General features: G+C 44.2%; 26 protein-coding genes and 1 pseudogene. 7 read left to right on the top strand and 20 right to left on the bottom strand.

The genetic code is table 11. The annotated features are described in order from the left end of the window. Positions 1-65: 65 nt before the first annotated feature. The 11 genes and pseudogenes from ACM0OZ_RS16705 to pgeF all read right to left on the bottom strand — a co-directional run bounded on the left by ACM0OZ_RS16705 (position 66) and on the right by pgeF (position 6559). Complete coding sequence (locus tag ACM0OZ_RS16705; RefSeq protein WP_414583932.1) at positions 66-539, bottom strand: hypothetical protein; 474 nt, start codon at positions 537-539, stop codon at positions 66-68. A 299-nt stretch (positions 540-838) separates the two neighbouring features. Beyond that, positions 839-1138, bottom strand: coding sequence for a hypothetical protein (locus tag ACM0OZ_RS16700; RefSeq protein WP_414583930.1), 300 nt, complete (start codon positions 1136-1138; stop codon positions 839-841). Positions 1139-1334: 196 nt separating this feature from the next. Then, complete coding sequence (locus ACM0OZ_RS16695) at positions 1335-1874, bottom strand: DUF6022 family protein (RefSeq protein WP_414583929.1); 540 nt, start codon at positions 1872-1874, stop codon at positions 1335-1337. A 75-nt stretch (positions 1875-1949) separates the two neighbouring features. Beyond that, on the bottom strand, positions 1950-2795 hold the full coding sequence (locus tag ACM0OZ_RS16690) for a DUF6597 domain-containing transcriptional factor (RefSeq protein WP_414583928.1): 846 nt from the start codon (positions 2793-2795) through the stop codon (positions 1950-1952). Beyond that, positions 2731-2898, bottom strand: coding sequence for a hypothetical protein (locus tag ACM0OZ_RS16685; RefSeq protein WP_414583941.1), 168 nt, complete (start codon positions 2896-2898; stop codon positions 2731-2733). Before ACM0OZ_RS16685 ends, ACM0OZ_RS16690 begins: the two co-directional genes overlap by 65 nt. A 60-nt stretch (positions 2899-2958) precedes the next feature. Further along, the gene (locus ACM0OZ_RS16680) at positions 2959-3180 is read right to left on the bottom strand and encodes a BrnA antitoxin family protein (protein ID WP_414583927.1); all 222 of its coding nucleotides are present in this window, start codon (positions 3178-3180) and stop codon (positions 2959-2961) included. A 90-nt stretch (positions 3181-3270) separates the two neighbouring features. Next, the gene (locus tag ACM0OZ_RS16675; RefSeq protein ID WP_414583926.1) at positions 3271-4044 is read right to left on the bottom strand and encodes a DUF1883 domain-containing protein; all 774 of its coding nucleotides are present in this window, start codon (positions 4042-4044) and stop codon (positions 3271-3273) included. Positions 4045-4240: 196 nt separating this feature from the next. Next, positions 4241-4351, bottom strand: a pseudogene (locus tag ACM0OZ_RS16670) (laccase); the annotation flags it as partial. 48 nt (positions 4352-4399) lie between these two features. Further along, complete coding sequence (locus ACM0OZ_RS16665; RefSeq protein ID WP_414583925.1) at positions 4400-4801, bottom strand: HNH endonuclease; 402 nt, start codon at positions 4799-4801, stop codon at positions 4400-4402. Continuing rightward, positions 4798-5160, bottom strand: a complete 363-nt coding sequence (locus ACM0OZ_RS16660) for a hypothetical protein (RefSeq protein WP_414583924.1) — start codon at positions 5158-5160, stop codon at positions 4798-4800. The genes ACM0OZ_RS16665 and ACM0OZ_RS16660 overlap by 4 nt, the downstream gene beginning before the upstream one ends. A 595-nt stretch (positions 5161-5755) precedes the next feature. After that, on the bottom strand, positions 5756-6559 hold the full coding sequence (gene pgeF, locus ACM0OZ_RS16655; protein WP_414583923.1) for a peptidoglycan editing factor PgeF: 804 nt from the start codon (positions 6557-6559) through the stop codon (positions 5756-5758). 78 nt (positions 6560-6637) lie between these two features. Here pgeF and ACM0OZ_RS16650 point away from each other — a divergent pair, with 78 nt between their 5' ends. Both ACM0OZ_RS16650 and ACM0OZ_RS16645 read left to right on the top strand, forming a co-directional pair. Then, positions 6638-7444, top strand: a complete 807-nt coding sequence (locus ACM0OZ_RS16650) for a biotin--[acetyl-CoA-carboxylase] ligase (RefSeq protein ID WP_414583922.1) — start codon at positions 6638-6640, stop codon at positions 7442-7444. Positions 7445-7590: 146 nt separating this feature from the next. After that, entirely contained in the window at positions 7591-9312 is a 1722-nt protein-coding gene (locus ACM0OZ_RS16645; RefSeq protein ID WP_414583921.1) for a M23 family metallopeptidase, read from the top strand. Here ACM0OZ_RS16645 and ACM0OZ_RS16640 read toward each other — a convergent pair. Continuing rightward, the gene (locus ACM0OZ_RS16640; protein WP_414583920.1) at positions 9278-9505 is read right to left on the bottom strand and encodes a hypothetical protein; all 228 of its coding nucleotides are present in this window, start codon (positions 9503-9505) and stop codon (positions 9278-9280) included. The two genes, ACM0OZ_RS16645 and ACM0OZ_RS16640, sit on opposite strands and share 35 nt — an antisense overlap. Before the next feature lie 196 nt (positions 9506-9701). Here ACM0OZ_RS16640 and ACM0OZ_RS16635 point away from each other — a divergent pair, with 196 nt between their 5' ends. Continuing rightward, on the top strand, positions 9702-9926 hold the full coding sequence (locus ACM0OZ_RS16635) for a helix-turn-helix domain-containing protein (protein WP_414583919.1): 225 nt from the start codon (positions 9702-9704) through the stop codon (positions 9924-9926). A gap of 89 nt (positions 9927-10015) precedes the next feature. Here the strand turns inward: ACM0OZ_RS16635 and ACM0OZ_RS16630 are convergent, their stop codons facing one another. Beyond that, positions 10016-10696 (bottom strand): riboflavin synthase, encoded by a 681-nt coding sequence (locus tag ACM0OZ_RS16630; RefSeq protein WP_414583918.1) that lies wholly within the window; start codon positions 10694-10696, stop codon positions 10016-10018. Positions 10697-11034: 338 nt separating this feature from the next. Between ACM0OZ_RS16630 and ACM0OZ_RS16625 the strand changes: the two genes are divergently transcribed. Further along, positions 11035-11532 carry a bifunctional nuclease family protein gene (locus ACM0OZ_RS16625; protein WP_041040189.1) on the top strand — a complete coding sequence of 166 codons (498 nt, stop codon included), beginning with the start codon at positions 11035-11037 and terminating at the stop codon, positions 11530-11532. 74 nt (positions 11533-11606) lie between these two features. Continuing rightward, entirely contained in the window at positions 11607-12761 is a 1155-nt protein-coding gene (locus ACM0OZ_RS16620) for an aldo/keto reductase (RefSeq protein WP_414583917.1), read from the top strand. A 17-nt stretch (positions 12762-12778) separates the two neighbouring features. Here ACM0OZ_RS16620 and ACM0OZ_RS16615 read toward each other — a convergent pair whose 3' ends face one another. The 3 genes from ACM0OZ_RS16615 to ACM0OZ_RS16605 form a co-directional block, all read right to left on the bottom strand. Beyond that, positions 12779-13225: a DUF3574 domain-containing protein gene (locus ACM0OZ_RS16615; RefSeq protein ID WP_414583916.1), complete on the bottom strand. Its 447-nt coding sequence runs from the start codon at positions 13223-13225 to the stop codon at positions 12779-12781. A gap of 475 nt (positions 13226-13700) precedes the next feature. After that, positions 13701-14303, bottom strand: a complete 603-nt coding sequence (locus ACM0OZ_RS16610; protein WP_414583915.1) for a Uma2 family endonuclease — start codon at positions 14301-14303, stop codon at positions 13701-13703. Between the two features lie 86 nt (positions 14304-14389). Beyond that, entirely contained in the window at positions 14390-14740 is a 351-nt protein-coding gene (locus ACM0OZ_RS16605) for a winged helix-turn-helix transcriptional regulator (protein WP_096567503.1), read from the bottom strand. Positions 14741-14939: 199 nt separating this feature from the next. On the opposite strand from ACM0OZ_RS16605, the gene ACM0OZ_RS16600 reads away from it, so the two are divergent. Next, positions 14940-15656 (top strand): SDR family oxidoreductase, encoded by a 717-nt coding sequence (locus tag ACM0OZ_RS16600; RefSeq protein WP_414583914.1) that lies wholly within the window; start codon positions 14940-14942, stop codon positions 15654-15656. A gap of 91 nt (positions 15657-15747) precedes the next feature. On the opposite strand, the gene ACM0OZ_RS16595 is transcribed toward ACM0OZ_RS16600, so the two are convergent. Both ACM0OZ_RS16595 and ACM0OZ_RS16590 read right to left on the bottom strand, forming a co-directional pair. Next, complete coding sequence (locus tag ACM0OZ_RS16595) at positions 15748-16764, bottom strand: ribose-phosphate pyrophosphokinase (RefSeq protein ID WP_414583913.1); 1017 nt, start codon at positions 16762-16764, stop codon at positions 15748-15750. Between the two features lie 463 nt (positions 16765-17227). Next, positions 17228-17479: a hypothetical protein gene (locus ACM0OZ_RS16590; RefSeq protein ID WP_414583912.1), complete on the bottom strand. Its 252-nt coding sequence runs from the start codon at positions 17477-17479 to the stop codon at positions 17228-17230. A 176-nt stretch (positions 17480-17655) separates the two neighbouring features. Here ACM0OZ_RS16590 and ACM0OZ_RS16585 point away from each other — a divergent pair, with 176 nt between their 5' ends. Beyond that, positions 17656-18261 (top strand): DUF3318 domain-containing protein, encoded by a 606-nt coding sequence (locus ACM0OZ_RS16585; RefSeq protein WP_414583911.1) that lies wholly within the window; start codon positions 17656-17658, stop codon positions 18259-18261. A 59-nt stretch (positions 18262-18320) separates the two neighbouring features. On the opposite strand, the gene ACM0OZ_RS16580 is transcribed toward ACM0OZ_RS16585, so the two are convergent. Both ACM0OZ_RS16580 and ACM0OZ_RS16575 read right to left on the bottom strand, forming a co-directional pair. Beyond that, positions 18321-20186 (bottom strand): glycosyltransferase, encoded by a 1866-nt coding sequence (locus tag ACM0OZ_RS16580; protein ID WP_414583910.1) that lies wholly within the window; start codon positions 20184-20186, stop codon positions 18321-18323. Positions 20187-20247: 61 nt separating this feature from the next. Next, complete coding sequence (locus ACM0OZ_RS16575) at positions 20248-21498, bottom strand: glycosyltransferase (protein ID WP_414583909.1); 1251 nt, start codon at positions 21496-21498, stop codon at positions 20248-20250. Positions 21499-21627 lie beyond the last annotated feature (129 nt).

Below are 21627 nucleotides of genomic sequence, written 5' to 3'. Positions count from 1 at the left end.
CTGGTCAGATTAAGGCTTTTTTCAAGCCCCCGCCTTTAGGCGTGGGGTTTCTGACGACAATGCACTTATATAGATTCAATGACCCTAAGAATCTCTTCATTAGTAGCCGGACCATTATTATCAATAATCGCATCCCATTTGTGGTTAATGCTTGCTGCTATCTTATTGTATTCTTCTATTTTCTCATCTGATACTGGTATGTGATCTGAGTTGTCTCTATTTCTCACTCTTCTCAAACATTCTTTTAAATCAGCAGACACCTTTATCAGTTTTACTTCGTATTTATTTCGTAATGATGAATGCAGCCGATTGAATCCTTCTCCTGCCCCTAAACTTTCAATCATTACCTTACTATGCTGCTGAAACTCCTTCTCAATTTCCTTCTCAACTCTTTCCCAACCATCCTCACCAGGCGCTAATTTCAGCCATATCGGTTCTACTCTTAAAAACTTTATGTTTGTATTTTTATTTACTTGACTTCCAATATATGTTTTTCCTGCTCCTTTTGGACCAATTAATATGTAGAGTATTTTCCTCATCTTCTTATTACCTCTAAAGACTTCTTTCGATCACTCCATTTACAATGCCTCGATCAACTTGTTAGCTTGTTGGTAGGAAACAAAGTTCATAGCGCAAGAATCAAACGAAGGCCATCTTCAACAAGCAAGCCTCAGGTAGCGCCTCAACCTGGAGCCGAAGCCGCCTAACATTCCGAGTCAGCGGCTGCGAGCAACCTTTGCAACTATGCCAGGGACTGAAGGAATTCCCTTAAACTGGGGTTGTTCTACCGCAAAAATACATAGAGTGATGCGTTTTTTTTGTAAAAAATACTTTTTACTTAGAATGCTCCAGTCTCCAACATACCTGTTATTACGTTGAAAAAGCGTTTTCCAAAAATAGCTGACAGGACTCCACAAATCAAGGATACTAATACAAAAAAATTGATAGTTGCATTATTCCACGTCCAATCGTCTAATGCACCGGAAGAGAACAGATGAAGCAAAACTGGAATTAAACCAAGTACAGCCCCAATCACGAAACGACGTATTATGCCAATTAGAACCTGTTTTTGAGAATTCTTATCTTCAGGTGTCATGCTGGAAAATTCTCCTTGATCGACTAGCTCAGATACAACCACTATGTAACACTTTTGTTAGCTCTATCCCCTGAACTACACCACAAAAATAAATTCATTTTAGACGGTGAATCGTTCGGCAAGCATTTCCAAGCATCCCATTAACCCATTAGGACTGACCGCATTTTTTCAACAGGTCTGGTCTTAACCGCCCCACTCACACAAAATTGTCGGTGCCTGCTACTCGTACTGTGCAACTTCAACCTTGGCTCTCTAAGCTTCGCAGGTACTCTTCGTATTCAATCTTGAATTCAAGTGCATTTTTGAAGTCGGCACAACGGTGCGACAGCGCCTCTACAACAGCTTCCTTGCTTGTTTCTGTTAAAGCAATGATCTGGGGCTTTTGGGGAACGCGAAACTGAGTGTGGTCGTGAAACGTAATTGTGACAATGGTTCCGAGTAACTCTCCTTCTGTTGACTCAATGGTGCTCCACATCCAACGCTGTTGATCAGTTTCTTCTTTGGTACCCCATTCTCTTGAGATATTGAAATCGCCAGGGAATCTGGGCTTGGGGCGCAATCCAGCTTCTTTTAGCTGCTTGTGAACAGGTAGAAACAGCCAGCCTAGATACATTCCGTACGCCATATCACCCGCTCTGTTGAATACGTCTACCAACTTATCAATATTCTTCTGAATTAGAGTTTGCCAGTTTGCAGCTATATGAGTGTCAATGTATTGAGCGATCGCAAAAATATCGCTGTTCTTGTTTTCCGAAAGAAATTCCTTTAATAATTCCATCGAAAGCGATTTCCCGATTGTGTCGCCTTGTATTGTGGCGCATAACGGATGCGAGAGGATTGTAAAAAATTGACCTCAATTGGGCAGCACAATATGGCACGGATGCAAGCCCCGTTGTTCAAGATAGGCTGTGGGAGTACAACCAGCAAACGTACGGAAGTCGTGAATGAAGTGCGCTTGGTCGAAGTAGCCGCACGTTAAAGCGACATCCATCCAATCGACGTGTTCTTTTCCAGCCAAGAGGTAAAGCACTTGCCGCAAGCGCTGAACGCGACAAAACAGCTTGGGCGTCAACCCCACTTCATCGCGGAATAGTTGGCTGAAATGGCGCGCGCTGAAACCGATTTGATCCGTCACTGCGCGGACTGTGGGCATGGGTAATCGCTGAAACTGGCGTAACGCGAAATCAACAGCAGGATGTCGTTCGGGCGGCTGCGCCATCAGAGTCAGGAGGAAATGCTCCAAAACGAGGAAGCGAGTTTCTAAGGTTCGAGCTTCGAGTAGGCGATAGCGAAGCGCTGCTGCATCCGGCAGATCGCGGAGTTCTCCGGCGCGACGATTCCACAATTCATCCAGCGATACAATCTGATTATGCAATTCTCCGGCAGCAAGCGCAAAGAACGGGGTAGTGCCGCCCGGCTTGAAATGCATGCCCATGACACAGACTTGGCTATCGTTGTCGATGATGAAGTTTTCAGAATGGACTCCACATATCCTAATGCCGCGTGTGCTGCCACACCGTGCCCGACTGTGCGGATCAAACAGAGGGATCTCGTCCTTGCGTAGGTTGATGACTAACTCCATCGAACCAATCGGCAGCAAGCGTACCTGTGCCTTCGGCAGGTTGTCACCCTCGCTAGACCACAAAAACGCCACGAACTGTGATAGTGGCGAGCGAGGGATATAAGTGTGGTAAATCATAGAGCGATCGCAACAAATACTCAAGTGTAAAATACTCGTTTCCAATATCTGCAAATTCCAGCTTTGCCCCTGTGTTTGCGGATTTGATAGTTACTTTGGACATCGCATTTCATGCATTAAACAAAAACGGCGATCGCTCCTTAAGCTCAACTCCAACGATTTGTTAGCTTGCGCAGCGATCGCCACTGCTCTCTATGTAACGACGCAAAACCAAGTTGATGAGAGTTTTGTACTCTGCACCTTGAGACTGAAACCATGCCATGACATCCAGGTCTAACTGAATTAAGCTTTGCGCCTGCGTAGGCGGGATTCGCAACGTAGCCTTCTCAAAAAACTCCTCGGTCAAAGGCGGAATGTCAGAGTAATTAATCTTTTCATCTGTCATTGCCTCTAGTGCTGCCCAATTAGTACGTGAGGTAATGGAGTTTGCATCTCAATTGATAGTGTAAACTTCCGTTGCGCGCGCAAACGCTTGTTATGCTGCATGGGTACGGATTAACTCGGCAATTTCAGCAGCTATCTCGTTCACTGTATGCGTAGCTGTGCTTCGAGCAACCTTATCCGCTAGCGACGGGCTATAATCTTGAACCTCTTGCTTTGAAATATTATGCCAAATTGGAAGTAGTATCTGCTCTCCACTCACAGTTCGCGTGACAATGCCATCAAGTTCATAATTTGTCCAGCCCTTACTAATGAATGCGTGGGAAAGAACAACCAGCCCAACGCGACTCTTAGCGAGTCCACGGTCAATCTTACGCCGCAAGCTGTCACCGATCCGCAGTTCAAATTCGTCGTACCAAACTCGAAGATTTTCAGAGACTAAAGCAGCAGCGAGAGGTCTCACAACGTAATCCTTATCTTCGGAGGCGTGGGATATAAAAACATCGTACTCCTTCACTCTATCAGGACTATTAGCGGGAGGCTCATCTTGAACCAAGCTAGGTACAGAAGACAGCGGAGCCTCGCGTAGTTCTGCTAGTGGACCTGGCAGAATGCGGGCAGATGCTCGAACCGAGCCTTGCAAACCTTGCATATCCACTGCGATATGCCAGTGACCGGAATGCGGAATTTGCAGTCGAACAGGAGATTGTCTGGCAAGACCACCATAGTACCGATGTTGCCTGCCGTTCTTATAGCTTCCGAAGTTAGAACTATCGAGTAACTGGACATTTGCTGCGCTACCTGAAAGGGTCACCTCAACGATTTCACCGCTCTTCCGATAACCCAAGTTATGATGAACAAATTGCATATTTTCTAGTTAACTTTAATTCGAGCAGTCTAACTAGCTATTAGACAGAAATTTTTTGGATACGCACTTTACTAAGAGAGACTGAATCAGGATTGTAAGCGTTTGCCTTCATGTATAGACAGAATTTTTCTAAAAAATATCCACTTAGATATATTATACAAAATCTTTAAGTATATTTACTTTGATGAGAGTAAATTTATGGATAATTGCTAACAATATCCGACCACTGCACTTTTTTCTGTTTTTCCCGATGGTAAGAAAAGAAGTATTCTGGAGTTTGATAAGTACAATAAGGAGCGATGCCAACGCTTAAACCAGCAGTCTGGTGCAGCGCAGTTTTGGTCTACTGACGCATTTACGGAAACAAACCTAAACGAATCCATAACTGTCGTGCTGCTACTTGAGAAGGGCTGTTTATCTCCAAATACTCTACAGTGACTTTTCCAATTGAAGTGATGCCCGTAACCGTACCAGACTCAACATTGGCTTGGAAATGCTCATCCCATCGGTCTTGTCTTGGATGAAAGAAACGAGCTTCAGTATTTGAATCAGGTTCGATACCACTGATGCGAGTTCCTTTACGGAGATTACATGAGCGACATGCAAGGGCTAAATTGGACTCATCATCTGCACCTTGTTTAGAGAGCGGGATAATGTGTTCGACCTCGAAGGGAAAGTTGAATACCAGTTCAGGTGCATGACAGTACTCACAACGATGATTGGCTCGTTCTGCAACCACAGCGTAATAAGGGTTCATTGACTCAATTGCTGCATCAATGCGGCTGTCCGGGCTGTTGCAGCTCTTAGTTCAGTCTCAACAAGATTATCTAGCTCTGCTTGTTGCTCTGGCGGCAATGCTTGTCCTTGATCTCGTGCTGTCCGCCATAAACTCATCAACTCCGATAACCGTTTTTGTTGATCTTGACTAAAGAACGGATCAGGACGAAAGCTTTGAATAACAAGCAGCGCACTGAACTCAGTTTCACCTAACTGAGCCGTCAACGCATCTAGCGCTTGCCCCGCTGTTTTGCCAACCGATTGCTTGTCACCTGCAATAGCGCGATAAGACTTTTCACCGTTTGGATTAGATATTGGCAAAATAGCTACTGTAGTCATAAAACCTCGTGGGAAGTGTGGGAACTCAGGGTCTTTAGACCTGAGAGGAAACACGACTCAAGCGGCTTTAGTCGCCTTGCTCCATTACCGCCTTGGGGTTACTTGAATCGGTGTACTTTTGTAATGTACTTTCGATGGGACAATTACCATCTCAATTCGTTCACCCTGTACGCATAACGGTTTTGCTCTGTAGAGCCTTCCCAAAAGGGAGTAAAGTTAGCCGAGACTTTGTTATTGGTCGGCACTTATCAAAGACACTGGCTTAACCCAATAAACCTGTTTAATCCTTGATTTCTAGAGCTACAGACTGGCGAAAGCATCCGTAGGTAGGAACTTAAACACTTACCAATAACGTAGTACTCAAAGTACTAAGTCGGGTCAACTGTGGTCGAGTCTTAGGCGCTTAAGCCCAGTGTCTTTAGACCTGGGTCGTTGACTCTTCCAATTGGAATTCGCTTGCCTCAAATTATAGCCCTAAGCAATATCAATCGTGAACTGAGGTGTGTAGCTTTGATTCAAAATTGATCGCCCCACAGATACCCTGTTACATGAAAGATAGGCGTCTCACTGATAACAATTCCTTAGTTCCAGCCAATCAGAGGTCATTGCTGACAATACCCGACCACTGCACTTTTTTCTGCTTTTCCCTACGGTAAGAAAAGAAATACTCTGGGGTTTGATAAGTACAATAAGGAGCGATCGCTATCTGTTCTGGACTAATTCCCATTTGTTCCATCTGTAAAGCATTCACCCGCCGCACATCTAGCCGCACCCGTCCTGGATTTGGATCTGGGAGTAAGGGTGAATTTGGTAGCTCGTACAATGCAGCTACTATTGCTTTTTCATCACTATGTGGTATAATGCTGTTCCCAACTTCTGCAGCGACTTGCTCGGAGACTTGATAAACCTCACCTGCGATCGCTGGTCCCATTGCAATTCGTAAATCTTGAAGTTTGCTACCTTGTGCTTGCATTCGTTTGATGGCTTGCGGTACTATTTTGAGCGCAGTACCACGCCAACCGGCATGAATTGCTGTCACATGTCCGGTTTTGTGATCAGCAATTAGCACGGGTGTGCAATCAGCGGTAGCTACCCATAATGCTTGTAGAGGCTGGTCGGATACTAACCCATCTCCTGATACCAAGGCATAATCACCAACGTCCTCGACCTCGTCTCCACCTTCTGTTAACTTACCTGTAATTTCTGTTGGAGTGAGGACGGTATTGCCATGTACCTGTTTTAAGCGATAAACTGATGCCTCAGGATGCAGCACCTTTGTCAGTTCCAAAGGAGAACTAGGCGAAAACTGCTGAGTAAAAAAGCCGTGGTGCCAGGATTCCAGTAGACTGCAGGTCAGATAGGGTAGTCCTTCCCAAGTGCGCCAGTGCCAAGAGTGCATCTTTAACCAAACCTAAAAACAAAAATAAATAGCAGTCAATTCATCCTAACTTGAACGAGTAAATTTAGGTAAACTGTTGTGGGATTGGATCGGCAAAAGTTGGATTGCGCCCTGCGGCGCAAAAATACTTATATACCATTTTCGCTACATCTTTTTGAAACTGTTTCTTCAACCAACCAAATCCTCTGGGACTTACTGGCTCAAGGCGCTGAAACAGGATGTGTCGTCATTGCTACTGAACAGACCGCCGGACGAGGACAATGGGGTCGTCAGTGGATGTCCCAAAATGGGGGATTATATCTTTCGGTGGCAATAGCTCCCCAGCTAAGCGCAACGAACAGCTACCAACTTACGCTGGCGACGGCTTGGGGAATTGCTAAACAATTGCGAAGCTGCGGCGTTCCTGTTGAAATTAAATGGCCCAATGATTTGGTCTTGCAGAGGCGCAAACTATGCGGTATTTTAACAGAAACCAAAGTGCAGCACTTCCAAATCACCCAAGCAGTGATTGGTGTGGGCATGAATTGGGCAAACCCAGTACCGGAAACTGGAATAAATCTGGCAATGTGGCAAGCAAATCAGCACATTAAATGCATCCCATCTTTAGAAATGCTGATTCTTGAAGTGTTAATTGGAATAGAATCTGGTATACAGTGCCTGTTTGAAGAAGGAGCCAATATATTAATATCCCGCTATCTAGAGTTGCTAACAAACATGGGTGATAGAGTCTACATCAATGAGACTGTAGGCACTGTAGTTGGTGTGACAAATACTGGGGAGCTTCGGGTTTGCATGGAAACAACAGAACTTAAATCAGTAAAAACACCAGAAATTTACCTTCAGCCCGGTACAATCAGTTTGGGTTACTTTCATTCATCTGATTAAGGAAGAACTTTACATTGGATAATGGTTTCGTAGTCAGCGCTTCAGCACTTACTACAAGCAAATCCCCCATCCAAAATCTAAAATTAACTGACAAATTACTGAGTTAATTTCTTTAAGCTAAATCCACACACAACACCAGAGAAACAATGACGCAGCGCAATCACTCGACCGAGAACCGTTTGCATCAATTGTGGCACCGATGCCTATCAACAAGACGCTTTGCGTCTACGCTCCCAGCACAAAGCCTGTCTTGGCTTGGCACTATCAGTATGCTCACAAATGGTGGCTTGGTGTTTGCTCAAACCGAATCAGCAATAGACAACATCGTTCCCACTGCTGAAAGCTCGCAACCAGCCCCATCTGCAAATCCAGTTAAAAAATATTCTGGAGAACAGAACAATAGCACTTCCGGTTCAGAAGCGGTTCGATCACAACCAGAATTTTCTCAACGCCGCGCTAGACTGAGACAGAGACTATCCAAGTCAAAAGCGTCGAGTCCTGCGGTAGTTATCAGAAATTCCAGATACCAGGCAGAAAGTTCCAGCCCTGCGGTAGTGATCAGAAAATCAAAACGTCAAGCAGAAGATTCACAACCAGAGGTAGTGATTAGAAAATCAAAACCTCAGGTAGCAGTTTCTGTGCGTACTGAAAGTGTGAGAAAGTTAAGAGCAAGGTTAGGGAAAAAACCTCAAGTAGAGGATTCGCAGCCAAATGCAACTGTAAGAGAAGAAAAACCTCAACAAGAGGTTTCCCAAAAGAACTACCCCGCTGCTCCTTCTGCTGACTCCACCAGCAAAGATTACAATAATTCCTACATTGACCCCACTGATTATCAAGTAGGCGTGACCAATAAGTATGAACCACCCAATTCTGTGGTGATCACACAACGATCTAGTACTTGTAGAAGATTAGTGGGGCAAAATGTTCCCAACAGCATTTGTGCTAAGCTTCGATATCAAAATCAGCGTGTAGCAGATTCCAATACTGAATCAGCCGAAAAGAAAGCGCCTAGTTGGATTAGAAGAAGCAAACCTACCACATTAGCAACTGTACCGCCAGTTAGACGTGTGAAGAGTGAAAGAAACTCTTTGATGCGTCCCACTCGTGGTATTGGTTCTGGTGTTTTAACAAGTAGTCTCAGGCGTCACACTTCTGAAGAGGCTTCTGGTAGTGTGACTAAAACTACATTCCGCCCGAATCGATTTATCCCCAACTTCAACCAAACCACAACAGTCAGTTCTGTGCCGATTGCACCAGCAGCAGGTGGTTTATCAGCGCCAATGACCGCTGATAATGTTGCTCCTCGTCCCAGTAATCTCACTTACGACATCCCACTGGCAGCAGTATTGCCGCAAATCAACTACAATGGCGTCTACGGTGGTAGACTCGCTTATGGTGGTACTGGATTGATGTATCCCCTTTCTGCCCCCTCTCCAATTACTTCTTTGTTTGGTTGGCGAGCTCATCCGATAACAGGCGATCGCCGTTTCCACTCGGGTACAGATATCGGTGCGGCAATGGGAACCCCTGTTTTAGCTGCCTACTCTGGTAAAGTAGAGAGTGCTGACTGGTTGGGCGGCTATGGTATGACGGTGATACTTAACCACAGCAACGCGCAACAAACTCTTTACGGTCATATGTCAGAAATTTTTGTTCAACCCGGTCAGGTGGTGTCCAAGGGAACCGTTATCGGCCGAGTTGGTAGCACTGGTAACTCCACAGGTCCCCACTTGCACTTTGAGGTGCGCCAACTGACACCAGAAGGGTGGGTTGCTACTGACCCAAGTACTCAATTAGAGTACGCCCTCGGTCAATTAATTCAATCCTTGAATACTACAGCTCAAACTCCTCAGCAATCAGGCAGCTAGAAAAGTCGAGGGAGGGAGTGAGGGAGCGAGAGAGTGAGGGAGATGAGGAGCCAGCGCCCTTCGGGTATGCCTTCGGCACACCTTCGGTGAACGCAGTCGCCTGCGGAGGGAGACCCTCCTGCAGCGCTGGCTCACCGTGCGGGGGTTCCCCCCGTTGAGGCGACTGGCGTGGAGATGAGGGAGATAAGGGCAATAAAGTATTGCCTTACCCTGCTTCCTCTACTCCCCCAACTTCCCGAACTTTTTGAGCGTAGTGAGTTTGTAAAAGCGCCAAACAAAAACCCCTGCTGCGATCGCCACTCCAATCGACTGTCCTATCCACAATCCAACACCCCCAAGACCAAGGTGAAATCCCAAAAAGTAGCCAGTAGTCAACCCAATTGCTGGGAATGAGCCAGTTTCACTTCAGCCGACTCTTTAAGCAATCAATGGGAGTCACCCCTCACGAATATGTACTTCAGCAACGGGTCGAACGAGCGAAGAAGTTACTCAAAGAAACAAAATTATCGGTAATGGAAGTTGCTTTCTTGTGCGGCTTCAGCAGTCATAGCCATCTAGGTAAATGGTTTCGGCAGTATATAGGAATGACTCCTAAAGCTTACCGAGCCAACTAAAACTGACTCATGTAAGTAGTACTAATGTACAAAAAGTGAGAAAATACTAGAAAAGTACAAAAAATCTTGGTAGTGAAAGTGTTGATTGTTTACAAGTAACCATGTTCAACCAAAAACGTAGGTGAAATGTCATTTGGAATTGTGTCTGTGGCTTGTGTAAGTTCTTGATTGCCAGAAACCATGAATTTTTCCACGTATTTGCCGAGAATATCCCCCTCTAAATTCACCCAACCGCCCGGGCTTAAGTACTGGAGATTGGTTTGGGCATAAGTGAGGGGAATCACTGCTACCATAAACTGCGAGAGTTCTGGCTGATAGTCGGCGACTGTGAGGCTGATGCCATTGATGGCAATACTGCCTTTGGGAACAATATAACGGGCGATCGCTTTTGGCGCTGTAAACGTCATTTCCCAAGACGTTGCTGTAGCGTGTGCTGAAACCAGTTCACCTATACCATCCACATGCCCCATGACAAAATGACCGCCTACTTTACCCCCTACCCGCAGCGATGCTTCCAAGTTAACGTACCTTTGTTGTGTTTCCTCTTGTCCTAACGTTGTGCGGCGCAGGGTTTCTGGTGAAGCCGTAGCGATAAATCCATCTTTTAAAATTTTTTCTACCGTTAGGCAGATGCCATCGACTGCTATGCTGTCGCCTGTCGCCAAATCTTGCATAATGACATTAGATGACTCACTCACACAAGTAATTTGCCAAGAATCCCCCCCTAGGGGTCTTACGGTTCCTAATGCTTGGATTATTCCTGTAAACACGGCTTTTTTGCAAAACTAACTCTATTTATTACCTATTTTTGCCTAAAAGCACCTCGTAATTCTCTCAAAATTTTTGCTCAGGCGAGTATAATTTCAAACAAAACATTATGTCAAAATCTCAAAACATTTACATCTGTTACTAAGCTACTTGGGAAAGTAGATTATTGTCGAATTAGACTTGTTTGACTTACTCTGGTGTTCACATCCATTTAGGAGTTTAATAGAAGCAATTATAGAGAATGAAGAGTTATGTTTATTTTTGCCCCAACATGGCTTGTTCAAAAGTACGATTTGTTACATACTACCCTAGCGCTCAAAGGATTTTAGAGGCTTAGCCAATGCTTGAAATGAAAGTCGCTGGCATAGCATTAGATGCCATAACCCGCAGCCCGATTGTCCTCTTAAAGGACGCTTCAGACCGTCGTGCGTTACCAATTTATATCGGTCAGGAGCAAGCGAGGGCAATCATGGGCGCACTGGAGAACCAAAAGCCTCCTAGACCCTTAACCCATGACCTGATTGTGAATATTCTAGAGGCATGGAACATGACTGTAGAACGGATCATCATTCATTCGTTACAAAAAGATACATTTTATGCTGCTTTGATTATTAAGCAAGGCGATGTCAAGAAAGAAATTGACGCGCGTCCTAGCGATGCGATCGCTATTGCCCTCCGTACAAATACTCCAATCTGGGTTATGGAAGAAGTCATTGCCGATGCTTCTATCCCCGTAGATCGGGATGCTGATGAAGCTGAACAGCAAGCCTTCCGAGAATTTATCTCCAATCTCCGACCAGAGGATTTGATTAAGCGCTTTGGCAGTAGCGAAACATAGATGAGATATAAACGATGAGTTATGAGTGACTTGCTGAAAAACTCCTAACTCCTACTCCCAACTCTAAGTTAAAGATGCAATACCGACGCTTTGGGAAAACGAATCTACGCTTGTCTGTGTTTTCCTTAGGGACAATGCGCTACTTAGCTTCACCCGAAAATGCATGGCACACCATCCACAAAGCTATAGTGCTAGGGATTAATCATGTAGAAACTGCCAGAGGATACGGTAAAAGTGAGGAGTATCTTGGTGAGGCGATGTCTAGCGACAAGCAGCCGCGCGTCTACGCCGTTGGGTTACCAGTTAAGCGTTCTCAAGTTCACATCACCACCAAAATTCCACCCACACCAGATGCTGACACGATGCGTCGGTACATCGATGAATCTCTAGAACGACTTAAGTTGGATTATGTAGACTGCTTGGGGATTCACGGCTTAAACACATGGGAACATCTCGAATGGGTAAAAGCCAAGGGTGGCTGTATGCAGGCAGTGCAGGAAGCTGTTGCCGATGGTAGGGTAAGACACGTTGGTTTTTCTACCCACGCACCACTAGAGATCATTTTAGCGGCAATAGATACAGATTTATTTGAATTTGTCAATCTGCATTATTACTATTTCTTCCAACGCAACGCAGAGGCAATTCAGCAAGCTTTTGAAAAAGATATGGGAGTGTTCATTATTTCTCCTGCTGACAAGGGAGGACGCCTGTATACACCACCCCAAACCTTAAAGGATTTATGTCATCCTTTTTCACCCTTAGAGTTAAATTATCGGTTTTTACTAAGTGACCCTCGAATAACTACTCTCAGCACCGGACCAGCACATCCAGATGAATTAACAGAACCTTTGCGAGTTGCAGACTCTAAACCAGAGTTGACCCCAGAGGAAAGAACTGTTTTTCAACGTCTAGAAGATCACCAAAAGGCTGTGGAAACAGATAAATGTAGCCAGTGCTACGCGTGCTTACCTTGCCCAGAAAATATTAATATTCCAGAAGTATTGCGGCTACGCAATCTTGCCGTAGCATATGATATGACCGACTTTGGACAGTATCGCTACAGAATGTTTGAAAATGCCGGTCATTGGTTCCCAGGAATGAAAGCTAACCGTTGTACAGAATGCGGTGAATGTCTTCCCCGGTGTCCAGAAAATTTAGATATTCCCGCTTTGTTACAAGATGCTCATAATAGGCTCAATGGACCATCGGGACGAAGGTTATGGAGTTAAAGCTAAGGAAATCAACTTCAAAAAGATAATTTGACAGTGCTAGTGACACGTAGAACAGATTCCTGTTGAAATCTTTGCTTATAACTTGCAATCACCTGTTCAATCATATGATTTTTACTTAAGTTATTTTCGTAAATTAGAATAACTAACTTAGTCTTTTCCTTTATCAGTTTGCCATCCTGATTGAGGTACTGTCCGTAAGCATCCATGACAGTTAATCCTTGTTGAAAGCGGGGCGTAATCACACTGTTTAAAAAAATCTGCCACTCAGCATCAGATACCCTTAAACCTCCTGGTTTAGATAAGCCAAAGTACAACTCATCTTTAGTAAGAATCCTTTCAGTTGATTTTGAAGCGGATGTTTGAGGTAACTGGGCGCTTGCAAAATTATTTGTATGAGCAGGTTCGATAAAAAGTAAACCTGCCAGAATAACGCTATTTAAACTTTTTTGCAAAATTCTCATCGAAGTCGTATGGTTGATATTGCCAAGTTATGACTTCACCGTTTAGTTTTAGCGTTCCGAAAAACTGAAGCAATGCGATAATTTACAATATTTACCATCAACAGTGCAAAGAGGAGCATCCGAAGGGAAATCACAATTGCATGAATTTTGGCAAGTAGCAACCGATACTATTAACTCATAGATAACATATAATTAATTTAAGAAAGTGAGCGAAGAAAGAACTCCGCAGCTAGGAACTCAGTAGTCAGCTTGAAGAAAAAGGATGCAAGCCCCTCAAACAAGTTAAAAGTTAAAAATTAAAAGTTAAAACAAATATTAAATTTTTCTTTCTTTTTACTTTTGACTTGGTTCTTTTTACTTGTTCTGGCGTCCTTATTTAAATCCCCGCGCATTTATTTATGGGAATGTATTGTGAGTTCTGTGTTCCTACTCTGCGGTCTTCTTAATAAAACTTTTGCTGATTTCATGCTGATTTCTACAATAATCTCGCCAAAGGCAACGTAAATCCTACTACAACATCTTCACCATTTAAAATTGCTGTAGCTGGATACTGTGTGATTGAACCATCCCGACGATAAACTAAAGCTTGCTGATTTTGACGGTCAATTAACCATCCCAACTTGACACCGTTAGCTATATATTCTTCGATTTTTGCCTTGAGTTTTTCCAAGCTATCGTTTTTAGAACGAATTTCAATAACAAAGTCGGGTGCTAAGTTGATAAACTTGTCTTCTTGCTCATCCCAACCTTCAGGTAAACGTCCTTTAGCCACAAAAGCTGCATCAGGCGATTGCGCGGAGCGCAGTGCCTTCGGCAATCGCACAGCAGTATTTGGTAATCTAAAACCCGTGCTTGAACTGAAAACTTCACCTAAATCCTGACTTTCTACCCAAGTCAGGAGATAAGCTGTTGCTTTTGCTTCTCTATTTCCAGAAATTCCCCCTGTTGGTGGCATAGTTTCTAGAGTTCCATCAGCATTGCGTTCAAACCGAAGTTCTGGGTTTTGCGAACTCATAAGCATAAGTTCTTCATCGGTGACAGTATAGAAAAATTGCACCTGAGCTTTTTTGCTGTTCATGACAATGCCATTGAAAGCTTGATAGACAGTTCAATTTTAGGCTGGAATGACATGACCTCTTTGTCCCTGTACACGCCACCCTAAACCTAAAACGTATCAACATTCTTCATATAACCAAATTCATATCCTGGCATACGCTTTTTACCCCATTCACACATCAAATCGGTAATTGGTCGAACTGATTCGCCCAATGGGGTTAGTGAGTATTCAACCCGAGGTGGTTTCTCTTGATAAACTTCGCGGCGTATCAAACCGTGGATTTCTAGTTCACGCAGTTGTTGCGTCAATATCTTCTGTGATATTCCCGGAATCAATTGCTTCAATTCACTAAAACGTTTCGACTCTTGTCTAAGCCACCACAAGATGACACATTTCCACTTACCACTAATAACTTCTAGGGTGACTTCCACTGGACAATGGTATTTCGCTTCACGCATCCTCACTCGTCCTATTAGTATCCATTTGGTAACTATCAACAGCCTGTGATACCAGATATTAAGTGGTCAGATGGTGACACAAGCAGCATTTCAATCTAAATTACCATGTGGCAAATTTCCAACGCATGCAGCAAATCATGAGTATTTCATGACTTACTGGGCGAGTGAAAGTTAATTTTCTTACTGAAGGGACAAATTTATGGAGCTACAGAACAAGGTCGCCATTATTACCGGTGCTAGTGGAGGAATTGGCGAAGCAGTCGCTAGGGATTTGGATGCAGCAGGCATGAAATTAGTACTTACTGCCCGCTCTCAAGATAAGCTAGAACGACTTGTGTCTAGTTTCAAGAATGCCAAAGCTGTACCAGGTGAAATTACAGATCCGGGTTTACCACAAAAATTGGTAGATACAGCTATCCAAGCATTTGGTCAGCTGGATGTGGTTTTTAGTAATGCGGGTGTGATGACTGTCGGTTCCATTGAAGAAGTGGACATTGAAAAAATCTGTGATATGGTACGCATCAACGTTGAGTCCGTTTACCGAATGGCTTACACCGCACTGCGATACTTCAAACAAACTGGTAGTGGTTTTTTAATCCACACTTCCAGTATTTCTGGTTTAAAAACAGTTCCCAACATAGGCGCTTACTGTGGGACAAAGTTTGCAATTGAAGCATTCACAGATTCGCTGCGGATGGAGCTAGCTGGAACTGGCATTGGTGTTGCTTGTATTGAACCAGGAACAGTGGACACGGGACTATACCAGAGCTGGGATGAGAAGAACAAAGATTTTGTCTTCTCTGGAGGAGCATTACAGCCTGAGGATATTGCACGTTGTGTCCGGTTTATCCTGGAACAACCTGCTCATATGCTAATTCCCCGGCTGCTAGCTGTACCCGCGAGTGAACCAGTATAAATAAAAAATGAAGGATGAAGTTTTTCAAACTTCATCCTTCATTTTTTACGTTTGATGCACAACTGTAGTTGGAATGACTGTTTTCTCTTCGCTAGCGGAACATACTACTTACAGAGCTGTCTTCGTGAATCCGCCAGATGGTTTCCCCAAGCAGATTAGCCACTGACAGCACTACTAACTGTGGAAAGCGTTCGCTTTCTGCGACTGGAATCGTATTTGTGACAATGACTTCCTCAAATACGCCACTTGACAAGCGCTCAATCGCTGGTGGCGAGAACACCGCGTGAGTGGCACAGGCATACACCTGACGAGCTCCTTCCTCACGCAGCAGTTTTGCTCCCGCAGCGATGGTACCGCCAGTGTCTATGATGTCATCCACCAGCACTGCCGTTTTGTCCTTGACATCACCGATGACATTTAACACTTCAGCAACGTTGTGAGCCTGACGACGTTTATCGATAATCGCCAGTGGCGCATCGTTGAGCTTTTTCGCAAATGCCCTAGCTCGTGCTACACCACCGACATCTGGGGAAACCACGACAAGGTCAGGCAGTTCTTTGCTTGCTAGATAATCAAGCAACACTGGAGAACCGTAGACGTGATCTAGCGGTATATCGAAATAGCCTTGAATCTGAGCTGAGTGCAAATCCATTGCCAGAATACGGTTGGCACCTGCTTCTGTCATGAGATTTGCCACCAGCTTGGCAGTGATTGACTCTCTTCCTGCGGTTTTGCGGTCAGCGCGGGCATAACCATAATAAGGAAGGACTGCCGTTACCTGCCGTGCGGAAGCACGTCGACAGGCATCAATCATAATTAGCAGTTCCATCAAATGGTCATTCACAGGACGACAACAGGGCTGGATGAGATAAACATCACAGCCCCGTATCGATTCCTGGATTTGAATATATAGTTCTCCATCCGCAAATCGTTTGCGAATCATTGGTCCCAAGTCCATGCCCAGGTAACGAGCGACTTCTTGAGACAGTGGTACATTGGCAGAGCCAGAGAGCAGCCGCAGGCGATTGTTTTCAGCTAGTCCTGTTGCAGTTGGCTGCACTTTTAAAGTTGCAGAACTCAGCACAGCAGATCCTCGATGTGCATTCATGGCAATCTTATCACCAGACATTTGACAGGTTTAACCCAAAATACTAAAAAAAATATCTGTGAGCTTTTTTGAAGCTTTCATAAAATTTTTATACATACCTCTACAAAACTACATTTTGCTAATTCTCCAGCCCTTGCACATACAAACAATTGATAGCTTAACTGACATTAAGTCAGTAAACCATACCCATGATTTAGATTTTTTAGCTTCAATTGAAAAAATCCAACTGAATTTGGATGTATGCTTAGCAGAATGCTCTCCTTTAACCACGTCATTTATTGCTGTGAACAAGCCAGCTTAACTTACCGTTATCTTGAAAGAAGAGTAAGTATAAATACTTCAAAGCTATCCTAGGTAAGGACAGCTGGATATTCAATAATACTCGTTTTGAGTGGAAATGGAGAAACTGTTAAACTAAATTTCCAGTTTTGCATCAAACACGGTGATTAAAGGGTCACGGAAGTTAATATTGATCCTTGAGATTTGTTGGAGGGCGATCGCTACTCCAAGCCCACCATACACAAGCACAATGGCACTGGTAAAATTCTTGCCATTTGCGACGATACTCTTCCGTCATCACAGGCGAACGACGATTTATCCAGACTTGTACAGCTTCCAAACTACTTGAGTGACAGTTAGGACAGCAAAATTCATAAGCATGAATTGCCGTGTTTGTCCATTCAGGTGGCGTTGGAGCAAAAGCATCCATAGTCATGAGTTATGAGCCATATGCCATTACTTGTATCAATTATGCATGACTATACAAAGTCGTTAGACTTGTGGTTGCCATTGAAGCCTATAAACCAGGTATTCTAAGCATAAGCATATATATATTAAAAGGTTTTTGACTCTCCCCGCTATAAACACGCAGGGATTCTAAGCTGATTAAACATGGAACCAAACGCTGAAATTCGCCGTTTGCTAGATTTGATGCCTGCTTCGGGTCGAATGCTGACAAAAATCGTCAGCAAACCTGAACAGGCAAAAGTGATTGACGCAACATTTCCATTGCCTTGGAACAGTGAACGACCAATCTATATTAATTTCGATTTATGGCGTCGCCTGACAAAACCGCAACGCGATTTATTACTATTACGGACTGTGAGCTGGTTGACGGGAGTCAAGTGGTTTAAACCTGACATTTATCAAGGTGTGGCGATCGCCGGTCTTTTGGGCGCATTTGTAGAATCAGCCCAAGCAGATGCAGTGGGTGTAGTTGTCGCTGGTGGATTAACTACGCTGGCTATGCTTCGCATCTGGCGCACTAACCGTTCCCAGCAAACAGAGTTAAACGCCGATGAAGCCGCCATCCGTGTCGCGCAACGACGGGGTTACTCGGAAGCTGAAGCAGCAGAACATCTGTTATCTGCAATTGAAGCGGTGGCAAAGATTGAAAAGCGTTCTGGATTAGACTTTACTGAGTTGATTCGTAGCCAAAACTTACGAGCAATAGCTGGTTTGTCATCAGTACCTGTTCCGGAAGACTTTGATAATTAATCACCAATGACCAATGACTAATGACCAATGACCAATGACCAATGACTAATGACTAATGACTAATGACTACAATGATACAGTTTGTATTCGTAGCCGTTGACTGCTGGTAAGGATTTTGTGTCCACAACACAGTTTTTCACTTCCTCTGGTTCGTTAGCATAAAAGTTTACTAACCATAAGTCAAAAGGACGTGGCAGCGTCTTTAATGTCTTTTGCAGGGCAGAGGTGGAAGTACTAGGATCTTCATGTTGATGTGCTAAAAGAAATAGAGGTGATGTATATTTTGTATTTTGAATTGAATTTTCAGACAAGTCTGATCCAAAGTTTCCTCGGTTCAGAACTTCGGTAATTTTGAATTCCCTGGCGATCCCCATCATTTCCCCAATGTGTACATGAGTTTTTTGGGTTGTGGAAATGAGTACAGGGACATGGGATGTTTGCTCAATGAGTTGTACAAATAAGTCTGGACGGTAATATTTTTGATAGCCTAGATTGCAAACAACGGTGATAGCGCTTACCAATCCCATTAACCAAATGATCACCACAGCTTTTTTGCCATTTATTCCCCATCTGCCTTTCGCCAATGTGGGATGATGCCAACAAACTGCCAAACTTGCCCCAAGTAGAACTATGACAGCGGGAAAGTAGACAAAGTTATAACGAGCGCCCCGTGTGAGGTCAATACCAAAAAAATAGGTAAAAATAAAAAATAAAGCGATCGCCCCGACAACCAAACCAACAAACACTTGAACCATCAAACGGGTTTGTGGTTGTTTAAGTTGAACTTTAATCCCACGCACTAAAATTGGTACTGCCCAGATAAAGAAAATTAGCATTAATATTCCAGAAGCAATCACAACCGCTAAGTGTGGTGCTTCCACTGGTAGCAAGGAAATCATTGTAATCCATGCGGCTATTGCTTGAAAAATTGGGTTGATCCAAGCCATTCCAGTACGTGAACCTTGAATCCATTCAGTCAACTTACCTCCATAACTGTTATGTAAAAACACGGGTAACCAAACTAAAGCCGCTACAAATGTACCCGCAGCAACAGCGTAGATTCGCAACCAAGGGGCTGAGGGGCTGGGGGAATGAGGGGGATGAGGAGGATGAGGGGGATGAGGAGGATGAGGGGGATGAGGAGGATGTTGCGCCTTTATCTCCCCCATTTCCCTTATCTCCCTTATCTCCCCCATCTTCCTTGTCCACTGTCGCCAAGCAAGAAACAGCAAAACCAACGCTTCGCTACAGAGGGTGAGGGTGAAAAAGTAGTGAGTAGCAATGCCTATAGCATTAATGCCCACCCACGAAAGGGCTACCCAGATAGGTATTTGAGTACGGTTTTGGATGTGGCGACTGGCAATGACTAAGCAAGCGAGGGAAGCAATGACCCACAAGATTGCTAAAGTGTAATGACGGGCTTCTTGTGCTAAAAAAATGCCATAGGGTGATGTTGCCATCATCGCAGCCGCGAAATGGCTCACTAGACGGGAACGAAATGCGAGCTTGCTTAAAGCATAAACAGCTGGAATAGATGCAGCACCGAAAACAGCAGCGAGCGATCGCGCTCCCCACAAGGACACCAAACCCTCATGTGTGGGAAACAGGCGCATCCACCAGTGAGTCAGGAAAAAATAAAGCGGCGGATGATTGCTTTCACTCGATAGATGTTTCCAGACATCTTTTATGGTAGCTGTCGGCTGTGGTTGTAGTGGTTGTAATAGGACATCGACAGAGATCGGCTGATCTAACGGTACTGGCAAAAAGCTATTACCGAGGCTAAACACCAGAGTAGAAAACTCGTCAGTCCAAGGGGGTTTAGCACTCAAGTGAGTGAAGCGCAAACCGATGGCGATCAACACCCATACCGTCAGCAGTAATAGAGTTTTGAGTTTTGAGTTTTGAGTTTTAAGGACTAAATTCATAAATTAGGAGTTATCACTTATAACTAATAACTCATAACTCATCACTCTTTGTTCCCTTCTTTTATTTCACCTGTGTGACGCGCCAACTCAGCTTCAAGTTCACCCAAAAGTTCCAAACAGTAGCCACCGCAATGGCAATCAGGTTAGCAATGTAGCGGTTGGGAATGACGAAATTGAACACCAAGTTCAACACCAACACATTTAACACCAATCCGGCAAGACAGATCATATTAAATTTCAAAAACCGCTTCAAGCGCTGACGCCATTGCCGCTGCTGGCTACTGACATCAGCAAAAGTCCACACATCATTCCACAAAAAATTATTGACAATTGCCACTTCACCTGCTATAATTTTGCTACGCGTAAGAGGCAAAGCCAAGGTCGTTGGGTCACTGAGCAAGTAAAGCACTACCATATCTACAAATACCCCTGATAGTCCCACCAAGCCAAAACGGAGGAAGCGATCGATGGGGAAACCGACGCGTTGACTGACTTGACTGAATCGTCTAAGCCGACCTGTAGATACCCGTAAGAGGATAAGGTGGTGGATATAATCAACATATTGCTTCCAAGTTACCTTACTTTCACCCTCTTTGCGCTCACTGAACACATAGCCAACTTCCGCAATTTTGCCGACGTTTCCGCGTCCGATAGTTTCCAGCAGAATTTTGTATCCTACGGGATTGAGCGTTTGACCGACTATACAGTCGCGACGGAGCATAAAATAACCACTCATCGGGTCTGACACTCTTGACAGAACCCCTGGTAAGATGATCAATCCTAATAACTGAGCACCTCGTGACAAGAAACGCCTGGCAAAACTCCAACTGCTGACTCCACCACCTTCTACATGACGGCTAGCGACAGCTAAATCTGCTCCCTGCTCCACCGCTTGCAACAGTTGCAACAGCACATGGGGTGGATGTTGCAAATCAGCATCTATCACTCCTAAAACACGTCCTGTGGCTGCTTGCCATCCACGAATCACTGCACTGGATAGTCCCCTTTCATGCTGTCGTCGCATCACCCGGAGTTGCGGATATTCTTCCATTAAAGACTGTGCTATCTTCCAAGTCCCATCTGGACTATCATCGTCTACGACAATCAGCTCGTAGTTTCCTGGTATAAACTCATCTAACAAGTTGTTCAATATAGAGACGATTTTTTGGATATTTGCAGCCTCTTTGTAAGTCGGAATCACCAGAGACAACAGGGGTTCACTATCTGCGTTTATCGTTGCTCTCGGTAATTCTGGAATTTGTAATGCACCAGTGGGTACTGGCAAAAGGGAATTAGGTTCGATGATACTCATTTAGATAATGATTATTTGAGGAACAAATTTTCACTAATTTTGTAAATAATATCAAGCCCGGTAATACAGCCTTGAATAATTTCGTAGTGAGGACTTTAGTCCTCTTTAGTTGATATCGCAAAGGCTTTT

The organism is Scytonema sp. PCC 10023 (assembly GCF_963920835.1).
Classification (GTDB): Bacteria; Cyanobacteriota; Cyanobacteriia; order Cyanobacteriales; family Nostocaceae; genus Kalymmatonema.
The sequence above is the reverse complement of the archived record's forward strand: the minus strand, read 5'-3'. Positions and strand labels throughout refer to the sequence as shown.